Raw genomic sequence first — 10,805 nt, forward strand, 5'->3', positions numbered from 1 at the left:
CGCCCCGGCCCCCCGCAGATACTGCCGACGCACATGAACAACACGTTGCGTCACCGTCAGGACGGTGGCGCCGGCAAGGAACCACAGCGCGGCCGGCAGCAGGTACGGCACGCCCAGGCCGTAGAGACCGGCCGCGACCAGGACGATCAGCAGGCGCTCGCCGCGTTCGGCGAACCCTACGTCACACCGCAGCCCGAGGCCCTCGGCCCGCGCCTTGACGTAGGAGGTGATCGAGCCGGCCACCAGGCTGATCAGGGCGGCCACGCACAGTGGCAACGAGTCGCCGTCACCGGCGTACCACAGGATCAGCGAGCCGAAGATCGCGCCGTCCCCGACCCGGTCGGAGGCCGAGTCCAGGAACGCGCCCCACGGCGAGGAGATCCCACGGGCCCGGGCGATCAGGCCGTCGAGCAGGTCGGAGAAGACGAACAGTGTGATCACGAGGGTGCCGACGAAGAAGACCCCGCGGGTGAAGAAGCCCAGAGCGGCACCACTGACACCGATGGTGCCGACGATCGTCACCGCGTCCGGCGACACCGACGACCGGGCCAGCCGCTCACCCAGGGGATCGAGCACCCGTTGAATCTGCGGCCGCGCCTTGCTAGCGAGCATGTACGTCCCGTCGTGTACGTCCGGTGCTGTCCCTCACAGTACCGCTGTGACCATCGGCAACCAGTTCCTTGCCGGACCGACATGGGTTGTTCACATGCCGGCGGAGGGGGAACCTGTTCTCACGAGTTTTTCACAGCCGCTCACCGCTGACCGTCGGCACAACAACCGTCAACGTGACAACCGTCAACGTGACAACCGTCGACACCACAACCAGTGACGGGGCAGGTGTCGACACGACAACCGTCGGCACCACACGTCGACCCGACAACAGCCGGACCGTTTCCTTACACCTCCACATTCCTTCACCCACGCAACCAACCCTCCACCCACACAACCAACCACCCATACAACTCTTCACCAACACAACCATCACCACTGACACAACCACTCATGACGACACGATCACGCGACCCGCCGCCGGCCGCCCGGAGCGGGTCGGCCCGTCGCGCTCGTCCAGTCACCCAGGCGGGGTCCACTGGTCCAGCCCTCCCAGCCGCCCAGTGGCCGTCACCAGGGCCACCGGGTGGCCGTGTCACACCGGGGAGGCGCAGGTGAAAACAACCGTATGCAATGATCGTCCCGACCTCGAGCAGCTGGCTGACGTACGCAACGTCATTCTTGTCGGCCACACCGGCGCGGGTAAGACGACTCTTGCCGAGAGCCTGCTGGCCGCGGCCGACGAGGGCGAGGCGGCGCAGAGCCGTCCCGTCCCGCCGCGGCATACCGATCACGACGATGCCGAGCACCGCCAGCGCACGATCAGCCTGGCCGTCCTGTCCACCACCCACCGGGGCATGCGGATCAACCTGCTCGACACCCCCGGGCTCGCCGACTTCATCGGCGACCTGCGCGCCGGGCTGCGCGGCGGGGACGCGGCCCTGTTCGTGGTCAGCGCACTCGACGGCGTCGACGGCTTCACCCAGCTGCTGTGGGACGAGTGCGCCGCCGCCGGCACACCCCGGGCCATTGTGATCACAAAGCTGGAGCACCCCCGGGCCGACTTCGCCAGGACCGTCGCCACCTGCCAGAAGCTGTTCGGCCCGGGCGTGCTGCCGCTGCACCTGCCGGTGCGCCTGCCGGCGGCGAACGGGGCCGCGCCGGGACACGGCGGCTACGGCGGCTACCGGCTGGTCGACCTGCTCTCCGCGGACGGCACCGGGAACAGCGCCGCCCAGGCAGCGGTGGCCGCCGCCCGTGGCGCCCTGATCGAGGGGATCATCGCCGAGAGCGAGGACGAGTCCCTGCTCGAGCAGTACCTCGCCGGGGAGCGGCTGGCACCGGGCCTGCTGCTCGGCGACCTGGAGACCGCGGTCGCCCGCGGCCGCTTCCACCCCGTCCTGCCCGTGGCCGGCCCGGCCGGTGCCGCCGGCGGCGGGAGCGGTGACATGCTGGGCGCCACCGAGCTGCTGGACCTGTTCACCCGGGCGTTCCCCTCCCCCGCCGAGCACCGCCTGCCGGTGAGCACCCGGCTCGACGGGTCGTCGGGCCCACCGCTGTCGGCCGACCCCGACGGCCCGCTGGCCGCCGAGGTCATCAGGACCACGACCGACCCCTATGTCGGGCGCATCTCGCTGGTCAGGGTGTTCTCCGGGACGCTGCGCGCGGACATGGCCGTGCACGTCTGCGGGCACGGCCGGGCCGAACGCGGCCATCCCGACCATGACGACGACGGGCGGATCGTGGGGATCTCCCGGCCGGCCGGGAGATCCGGACAGCAGCCGGCGCGGGCCGTCCGGGCCGGCGGTCTGTGTGTCGTGGCGAAACTGGCCACCGCGGAGACCGGCGACACCCTGTCCAGCCCGGACGACCCCATCCTGCTGCAGACGTGGTCGATGCCGCGGCCGCAGCTGCCCGTGGCGATCCGCTCGCGGACGAAGAGCGCGGAGGACAAGCTGTCGACCGCGCTGGCCCGCCTCGCCGCGGAGGACCCGAGCCTGACGGTGGAGTACGGCACCGAGACCGGCCAGCTCGTGCTGTGGTGCATGGGCGAGGCGCACAGCGACGTCGTCGTCGAGCGGCTGCGGGCCCGCTACGGCGTGGACGTCGACCGGGTGCCGCCGCGGGTCCCGCTGCGGGAGACGCTGCGCGGGCCGGCGCGGGGCACCGGCCGGCACGTCAAACAGTCCGGCGGCCACGGCCAGTACGCGATCTGCCACGTCGCGGTGGAGCCGCTGCCGGCCGGCAGCGGCCGGGAGTTCGTCGACGAGGTGGTCGGCGGCGCGGTCCCCCGGCAGTTCATCCCCTCGGTGGAGAAGGGCGTGCTGCGCCAGCTCGACCTCGGGGTGGCGGCCGGATATCCGCTCGTCGACATCCGGGTACGGCTGGTCGACGGCAAGGCCCATTCGGTGGACTCCTCCGACATCGCCTTCCAGGCCGCCGGGGCGCTGGCGGTGAAGAACGCCGCCCGGGCCGCCGGGATCGTCCTGCTCGAGCCAGTGCTCGCTGTCTGCGTGCTCGCCCCCGACGAGCACATCGGCCCGGTGACCAGCGACCTCGCGGCACGGCGCGGCCGGGTCGTCGGCATCGAGCCGGTCGGCGCCGGGCAGGCCGGCGGGCAGGCCGGCGGGCAGGCAGCGCACGGGAGTGGTGCGGGCCGGACCCTGGTGCGGGCCGAGGTGCCCGAGAAGGAGATGCTGCGGTACGCGGTGGACATCCGTTCGCTGACCCAGGGCACCGGCACGTTCACCCGTGACCATCTGCGTTACGAAGCGGTCCCCGAGCACATCGCCGCCGAACATCTCGGCGACAGGCCCGGCGAAACCGGATAGCACCGGTTTCGCCGGGCCCGAGCCCGCGGTGGGCCCGGATCAGTACCGGTCCGGGCCCACCCCGCCGTGCCGTCCCCCGACCGCCTCCTGGCGGGCACGGGAAACCCGTTGGCGGGTACGGGAACCGGTCCCGGCCCCGACAGCCGCCGGGACGCGGCATCAGTGAACGCGGCCCTGAGAAACACGGGGGAACGCGAGGAAAACAGCGCCGAAAAACATCACCGGAGACAGCCGTGCGCGGCGCACGGGGGAACCGTGCCGGCCTGCCGGCGGGGACCGGCGCCTATTCGGTTTCCTTCCACGCGGCGGCGGTGATCTCGCGGGTCTGGCCCAGCAGCGCGGGCAGGACTTTCGTGCCGCCCACGACCGGCATGAAGTTGGTGTCACCGCCCCAGCGCGGCACGACGTGCTGGTGGACGTGCTCGGCGATACCGGCGCCCGCGACAACGCCGAGATTCATCCCGATGTTGAAGCCGTGCGCGCCACTCGCCCGTCGCAGCGCCCGCAGCGCGTGCTGGGTGAACAGGGCCATTTCGGTGGTTTCGGCGTCCATCAGGGCGGCATAGTCCGGAATATGCCGGTACGGCACGATCATGAGATGCCCGGAATTGTACGGGTAAAGGTTGAGAACGGCGTACACGGTCTCGCCTCGGGCGACGACCAGCCCGTCCTCGTCCGACAGGGACGGGATCTCACAGAACGGGCACTGCTGGCCGGCGGGCCGCTCCCCCTTGACATACGCCATCCGGTGCGGTGTGTAGAGGCGGCGGAACGCGTCCGGGCTGCCGACGCCGTCCTGCGCCTCCAGCGAGACACCCTCCGGTGCGCTCGGGGTCACGTCCACGAACTGCCCGTTCCCGCGCCGCCCACGGGCAGCGCGATGCTCGCGGGCGGCATGCTCACGGGTGGCCTCGCAGACGGCGCGGTCACGGACCTGGGACCACCCTGGTGGTGTGTCACTGGCGGGGCCTCCCGATGTGTCCGGAAGCTGGCTGGGCACGCGCGCCGGCTGGACGGGGCTGGAGACGGCGCTTCCGCCAGCCGCGCCACGGCCCGCGCATTGATGTACACATCTACCTACTCCGCCCCGGGCGCCGCGTCAAAACACCGCTACGCCCCAGGATGCCCGGTTGGGCGCCGCGCCACCAGCCACGAGATGCGCACAGAAGCCGACCACAGGTCACCACGCCTCGGCCGGCCGCCCGCGACCCCACGCCGCGATCGATGAACTTCTTGTCAACCACAGGAGAGGTTGACGACGTGGGGGGGTCGCCGTCAACCTCTCTCCGGTAGCGTAAGCCGTTTCAAACCATGGCGCCCGCACTATGACCAGAATCATTCAGCGTGTCGCCACCAGGACGCACCGTCACTTCTGCTCGCGCAACGTACCCGTTGCCGGCCCTGGAACCACAGCAGGGTGGATAGGAGTTGTCCCCACAGTGACCGGGGGCCCCGGGCCCGGTCCCGGTAAGCCGACCGGACCGGCTGCCGGAGGAGCCCCGGCCACGAAAGGCACATGATCGCGTCACCTTCGGCCCGCCGGGCACGCGCCGCCCCGCGTCCCGGCGCCGGATGCGTACCGCGGCCTGGGCCTGACGGACGCCGTGCCCCGACCCGCCGAACCGGGAGTAGACGATGACATCATCCCAGGCCAGAGCCGTATCCCAGGCCAGAGCCGCCGACGGCCCGGCCGGGGACGCGGGCGACGTCGGGAGCTCGAGCGAAGTCGGGAACGCCCCCGCGGCGCAGGCCGCTGACCCGCCCGGCGGCCCGGTGGGCGGCCCGGCCGGCAGGCCCGGCCCGCCTCCACCGGGCCCGAGCGGGCAGTCGCTGCGCACCGCGTACGCGTTCCTGACCAACCCGCTCGACCTGCTCACCAGGCTGCGCCACGAGTACGGCCCGATCGTGCGCGGGCCCCTGGGCCGCGGCACCGTCTACCTGGTCAACGACCCGGCCGCGGTGCAGGAGATCCTGGTGAACTCCCAGCGGGTCTTCGCCAAGGGCTTCCGCAGAAAACGAATGCCGATCGACGAGGGAGTCCAGCCGCTGGCGCTGCTGCTGGGTTCCGGCCTGCTCACCAGCAGCGGCGAGCTGCACCGGGCCCGCCGACGGCTCATCCAGCCGCTGTTCCACCGCCAGCGGATCGCCACGTACGGCGAGACGTTCGCCAGGCTGGCCGAGGAGACCGCTTCCGGATGGTCCGACGGGCAACAGCTGGACCTCCATGAGGAGATGACCGAGCTGACCCTCGGAATCGTCACCAGAACCGTTTTCGACCTGCCCCTGGACAGCGACCTCGTGCTGACGGTGCGGCGGGCGATCGCGGCGAACATGGGCGTGTCACGTCGAGCGGCCATCCCCGGTAGCCGGTATCTGGAGAAAGTACCGCTGCCCACGACGCTGCGGGCCCGTAGCTCCCGGGCCGACCTCGACCGGCTGATCCGGGAGATGATCGCCGACCGTCGACGTGCGGGGGCCGACGGCAACGACCTGCTGTCCCTGCTGCTGACGGCCCGCGACGCCGAAACCGGCGCGCCCCTGGATGACGACGCCGTGCGCGACGAAGTCCTGACGATCCTGCTCGCCGGCCACGAGACCACCGCGAACGCGCTCAGTTGGGCCTTCCATCTGCTCGGCAACGCCCCGCGGGTACGCGAGGCGTTGCACGCCGAACTCGACGAGGTTCTCGGTGACCGGCTGCCCACCCTGGACGACCTGCCCCGCCTCCCCTACACGCGGGCGGTGTTCACCGAGTCGATCCGGCTGTACCCACCGGTCTGGATCATGTTCCGCCGGACGCTGGCGGACCACTCCCTCGGCGGCTACGACATCCCCGCGGGCTCGACGGTGCTGGTCAGCCAGTGGGTCATGCACCGTGACCCCGAGTACTGGCCCGACCCCGACGGTTTCGTGCCCCAGCGCTGGCTGGAACCGTCCCCGGAACCGTCCGCGACAGCCTCCTGCGCGACAGGGCCGGTCGACGGGCCACGCTCGACAGCCACCCGTCCGAAGTACGCGTTCTTCCCGTTCGGCGGCGGTAACCGTCAGTGCATCGGCAACACGTTCGCCGAACTCGAGGCCGCGATCGTCCTGGCCACCATCTGCCGCCGTTGGCACCTGGAGCCGGCCCCCGGACGCCCCGTGACCCCCCTCCCCCGCGTCACCTTACGCCCCCGCTCCGGCGTCCCCGTGACAGCCCACCGCCGCGCTCCCTGAGGCCCCTCCACAAACTGAGCCACCCCCACAAAACATGACGCGTGCCAGGGACTGTCAGAGGATCTTCCGGCAGCTGCCGACGGGGCGGGGCCTCCACCTGCGGAAATGACTCGCTGGCGCTGGGTATTACACCGTTGCGCGGGCACTCCCGCGTGCCGCCCTCCCCCACTCCCCGGAACCCCCAGGGGCCTGTGGTGGGGGTGGTCGCGGGACCCGCGGTTGGCGGGTCTGGCCGGTCGGGTTCCGCTGGGGCGGCTCTGGTGGGATTGGCTGTGGCCGTCTGTCGCTCTTCGGGCGGTTTTGCCAGAGGCAGGATGCCGCGAGAGCGCCGGTCATGTAACCATGCGTATCCCCGCGAACGGCAGCACACCTCGACGGCCACCGGCCACCGGCCACCGGCCACCGGCCACCGGCCACCGGCCACCGGCCACCGAAGAAGATCGCCACAAGTTTGTCACTGTGTACGCCGACGCGACCAAAAAGCGTACCCAACAAACTCGCGATAGTCATGGCCCGTACGGGTGACTACGAACAGGATTCGCACCACTTGACCGACGCTCGAGGGTGAATTCTTGAGAGACGACTGGCGCTTTTATACCTTTTGGACAGATTTTGAGAGAGACGCGCCGACCCCGGGCGGACACCACAGTCTTCAGCGAAGCCGATCAAAGATCGGCGAACAGCCGAAGCCGGCGAGGCCAGGGCCCGGCCTCCGAACAGACACCGCATCCCCGCGAAGCCGCCCAAGGGCGGCGAGCAGCCACAACCGACCCCACCGATGCCGCCCGAAGGGCGGCGAGCCCCAAGAAAACCCGACCGACCCGCCCCACCAATCGCGGGTCCCGCGACCACCCCACCCCAGGCCCCTGGGGTTCCGAGGGCCCGGCCCCCGGGCAGACATCACGCCCCCACCGAAGCCACCCAGAGGGCGGCAAGCAGTCAAGACTGTCCGACCCCGCCGATGCCGCCCAGAGGGCGGCGAGCCCCAAGAAAACCCGACCGACCCGCCCCACCAATCGCGGGTCCCGCGACCACCCCACCCCAGGACCGTGGGGGCTCCGGGGGCTCGGCCCCCGGGCAGACATCGCGCCCCCGGCGAAGCCGATCAAAGATCGGCGAGCAAGGAAGGCCAACGCGTGGGCGTACGTGGTTTCGAACCACGGACCTCTGCCGTGTGAAGGCAGCGCTCTACCACTGAGCTATACGCCCGGAGACGGATGAAGCTTACTACGCCGCTGGGGCAGGTCGGACGGGACGGCTGTCAACGCCGTCCCAACAGGACGGGGAGAGCTGGCGGGGAGGCGGTGACGGGGCCACGTGGCCCTGTGCGGCCTGTCCGGTGTGGCCCATGATGTCGGTCACATCAGGGCTCGCGGAGCGAGGTTTCGTCGGTCACGATCCGAACACAACTCGCCCCGATTGGGACGGCCATGAGAGGGGTAGACCCCATCTCATCAGGCACGACAGCACCTGCAATACGAATACGAAGGGTAATCAACCTACGGGGGTTCTGCCACATGACGCTCACCGACCCAGGCGGCCACGGATGGGCTGCGCGGCCGTCTCCGACGGGCGGTCGCGGTCCGCGTACCTGCGCCATGCCGGGCAACTCTCCCGAACCGGCGTAACGGATGTTCAAGTCGCATAACCTTGTTTCCAACGAGCCTCAAAGAGGGAACCATCTCGTTACACGGGTGCTCGCCCGAACCACCGCAGCACTGAGAGGCCGCCCGATGACAATTCGTCATGATTCCATCACAGCAGAACTCGCACTTCGGCTTGTCGTTCCTGGTGGAGCGCCCGTCCCGGTGGCGGCGACGATGCGCTACGAACCGGCGGATCCCTACGCGGTCAGCATCGGGTTCCGTACCGGCGCGGACGAGGTTGTCGAGTGGACGTTCGCCCGCCAGCTGCTCAGCGACGGCGTCCGGCGACCGGCCGGCGACGGCGATGTGCAGGTGTGGCCGGCGGCCCAGTCCGGCGGGCGGATTGTCTGCCTGTCGCTGTCCAGTCCTTCCGGCCACGCGTTGTTCGAGATGCCTCGGTCCGAGGTGCTGTCGTTCCTGCGCCGCACCTACTCGGTGGTGCCTCTCGGTGGGGAAAGCGAAGTCGTCGATCTGGACGCGGAGCTCGCGCTGCTCATCTGGGGCGGCCCGCAGACGTGACATCGCCCAGGCCGGGGCACCCGGTGTCGTCCCGGCCTGACCGCGCCTGACCACCCCAGGACGCCCGGCAACGCGGATCCCGCGGATCTCCGCAGATCCTCCAGGTGGCCGACGTGCCCTGTCAGCCGGGCAGGACCGCCCGGCGGTCGGCTGCCCGTAGCCCGACCATCGCACGGAAAACCGTCCGGCACACGAATCGGGACCAGACCGGACGGCGTCTCCAGTGGACGCCGTCAGTCATGGGCAGCTCATCCCAGCCGCAGGTCACATCAGGCCGCGGATCGTCTCAGGGAATGCCACGGGTAATTCCGTGCGGCAACCAACGACGCTGTAACCCAATGGCCCGGTCAGAGCTTAACATGTCAGGAACCCAATGGCCCGGTCAGGTCGGGACGGACGAACAGATCCTCAGTAGCCGTTCGGCCTTGAGCTCCGTTTCACGCCATTCTCCTTCCGGGTCACTCCCCCAGGTGATTCCGGCGCCGGAACCGAAACACAGCCGGCCGGCCGCGAACCAGAACGTCCGGATGCCGACCGCGAGCTCACCCAGCCCCTGGTCGGCGTCGACCCATCCGATCGCGCCGCAGTAGGGCCCGCGCGCCGCCGGCTCCAGCTCCCGGATAACCCGCAGGGCGCTCAGTTTCGGAGCACCCGACACCGACCCGGGCGGGAAACTCGCGGCGAACAGCCCGGGCCAGCCGACACCCGGCCGCAGCCGCGCCTCGACAGTGGACACCAGATGCACCAGCCCCGGATGGCTCTCAAGCGCGCACAACGTCGGGACGCTCACCCCACCCGGACGGGCGACCCGGCCCAGATCGTTACGCACCAGATCGACGATCATGATGTTCTCGGCGATGTCCTTCTCCAGCAGGTCCGCCGCGACCCGGCCCGTCCCCTTGATGGGCCCCGAACGCACTACGTCACCTCGTCGTGACAGGAACAGCTCCGGGGACGCGCTGAGCACTCGGATGTCCGCCTCCGGGACGTACATCACGGCCGCGTACGGCGCCGGGTTGCCGCGCGCCAGCGCCGCCCCGAGAGCCGCGACCGCCTCACCGCCCACCACGGCCACCGGCACGGACAGCACCCGGCACAGGTTGACCTGATAGACCTCACCGGCGGCGATCTCGGCACGGATACGCCGCACCCCGGCGACATAGCCGTCCCGGTCCAGGCTGCTCGTCCACGCGTCGCGGGGCGGGCCGTGCCACGGCCGTCCCGCGATCGCCGTCAGCGCGGGCGCGGGCCGGACATCCGCGAAACGCACGCACCGCGCCGCGCCCTCGAAGTCGGCCACAACCCCCCAGAAGCCAGCACGGTCGAGCGCGGCCAGATCATCGGTGACGTCGATCACACCGGTCGCGAGCTGGCCACCGGCGACCATGAAGGACCCCGGCCGCCACCGCGGGCGGCGCCGCGCCTCCATCCGCCCGCCCACGGCCTGCGTCCCCGGCCTGCCAGCACCGATGAAGACACCCCCCGGCCTGGCCTGCCGGCCACGGTCCGGGCTGTCCCGAGTCGCGCCGTCCATCCGAATCACGCTACCGGCGCCCGGGCCCGCGGCACGCGGCCCGACCAGCACGTTTTGACAACCGGCAAGCGCAACCGGTGCCAGCGGACAGGCAACGACACAGAGACTTCACATCGCAGACACAGCAGACGGCGGGTCATTCGACGATCCCCCGCATCGTCCGCTAGAGTGCTACCTGCACCCGCTGAGAGGCGGGGGCGCGCGGACGTGGCTCAGCTGGTAGAGCATCACCTTGCCAAGGTGAGGGTCGCGGGTTCGAATCCCGTCGTCCGCTCGAGCGTGTGTGAGGTCAGAGGTCAAGCCCGTCCCGGCCTCCCTGGCGGAGTGGCCGAGTGGTTTAGGCAAGGGCCTGCAAAGCCCTGTACGCGGGTTCGATTCCCGCCTCCGCCTCAGCAACAAGGCACCAAACCGGAACAAACTCGGGCGATTAGCTCAGTGGGAGAGCGCTACCTTGACACGGTAGAGGCCACTGGTTCAATCCCAGTATCGCCCACGCGCTGGCCTTCCCTG

At 70.4% G+C, this 10,805-nt stretch carries 6 protein-coding genes, 4 tRNA genes and 1 pseudogene; 6 read left to right on the top strand and 5 right to left on the bottom strand.

Features of this window, described 5'->3' with window-relative positions; translation table 11 throughout:
• Together pgsA and NBX02_RS23150 are read right to left on the bottom strand one after the other, a co-directional pair.
• The coding region (gene pgsA, locus NBX02_RS12775; RefSeq protein WP_250291495.1) for a phosphatidylinositol phosphate synthase at positions 1-612 on the bottom strand (612 nt) is incomplete at its 3' end.
• Between the two features lie 140 nt (positions 613-752).
• A pseudogene (locus NBX02_RS23150) lies at positions 753-863 on the bottom strand (Cys-every-fifth RiPP peptide CefA); the annotation flags it as partial.
• Positions 864-1,163: 300 nt separating this feature from the next.
• On the opposite strand from NBX02_RS23150, the gene NBX02_RS12780 reads away from it, so the two are divergent.
• Positions 1,164-3,380, top strand: a complete 2,217-nt coding sequence (locus tag NBX02_RS12780) for an elongation factor G-like protein EF-G2 (RefSeq protein ID WP_250283907.1) — start codon at positions 1,164-1,166, stop codon at positions 3,378-3,380.
• A gap of 283 nt (positions 3,381-3,663) precedes the next feature.
• Here the strand turns inward: NBX02_RS12780 and NBX02_RS12785 are convergent, their stop codons facing one another.
• Entirely contained in the window at positions 3,664-4,224 is a 561-nt protein-coding gene (locus tag NBX02_RS12785; RefSeq protein WP_250283912.1) for an HIT family protein, read from the bottom strand.
• Between the two features lie 791 nt (positions 4,225-5,015).
• On the opposite strand from NBX02_RS12785, the gene NBX02_RS12790 reads away from it, so the two are divergent.
• Positions 5,016-6,596, top strand: coding sequence for a cytochrome P450 (locus tag NBX02_RS12790; protein ID WP_250291497.1), 1,581 nt, complete (start codon positions 5,016-5,018; stop codon positions 6,594-6,596).
• Positions 6,597-7,733: 1,137 nt separating this feature from the next.
• Here NBX02_RS12790 and NBX02_RS12795 read toward each other — a convergent pair.
• Positions 7,734-7,805: transfer RNA gene (locus NBX02_RS12795), tRNA-Val, on the bottom strand.
• Between the two features lie 524 nt (positions 7,806-8,329).
• Here NBX02_RS12795 and NBX02_RS12800 point away from each other — a divergent pair.
• Complete coding sequence (locus NBX02_RS12800) at positions 8,330-8,761, top strand: SsgA family sporulation/cell division regulator (protein ID WP_013873844.1); 432 nt, start codon at positions 8,330-8,332, stop codon at positions 8,759-8,761.
• Between the two features lie 382 nt (positions 8,762-9,143).
• Here NBX02_RS12800 and NBX02_RS12805 read toward each other — a convergent pair whose 3' ends face one another.
• Positions 9,144-10,190: a chorismate-binding protein gene (locus NBX02_RS12805; protein WP_250283916.1), complete on the bottom strand. Its 1,047-nt coding sequence runs from the start codon at positions 10,188-10,190 to the stop codon at positions 9,144-9,146.
• Between the two features lie 306 nt (positions 10,191-10,496).
• Between NBX02_RS12805 and NBX02_RS12810 the strand changes: the two genes are divergently transcribed.
• The 3 genes from NBX02_RS12810 to NBX02_RS12820 all read left to right on the top strand — a co-directional run bounded on the left by NBX02_RS12810 (position 10,497) and on the right by NBX02_RS12820 (position 10,788).
• Positions 10,497-10,569: transfer RNA gene (locus NBX02_RS12810), tRNA-Gly, on the top strand.
• 44 nt (positions 10,570-10,613) lie between these two features.
• Positions 10,614-10,685 (top strand) — tRNA-Cys (locus NBX02_RS12815).
• A gap of 31 nt (positions 10,686-10,716) precedes the next feature.
• Positions 10,717-10,788, top strand: a tRNA-Val gene (locus NBX02_RS12820).
• Positions 10,789-10,805: the final 17 nt, after the last annotated feature.

The sequence above is a fragment of the Protofrankia sp. CiP1_Cm_nod1 genome, assembly GCF_920888515.1.
Lineage (GTDB): Bacteria > Actinomycetota > Actinomycetes > Frankiales > Frankiaceae > Protofrankia.

Bases quoted from the DNA above. Each gene is read 5' to 3' on its own strand.
- NBX02_RS12805 (WP_250283916.1), bottom strand. From the start codon at position 10,190: ATGGAGGCGCGGCGCCGCCCGCGGTGGCGGCCGGGGTCCTTCATGGTC.
- NBX02_RS12790 (WP_250291497.1), top strand. From the start codon at position 5,016: ATGACATCATCCCAGGCCAGAGCCGTATCCCAGGCCAGAGCCGCCGAC.
- NBX02_RS12800 (WP_013873844.1), top strand. From the start codon at position 8,330: ATGACAATTCGTCATGATTCCATCACAGCAGAACTCGCACTTCGGCTT.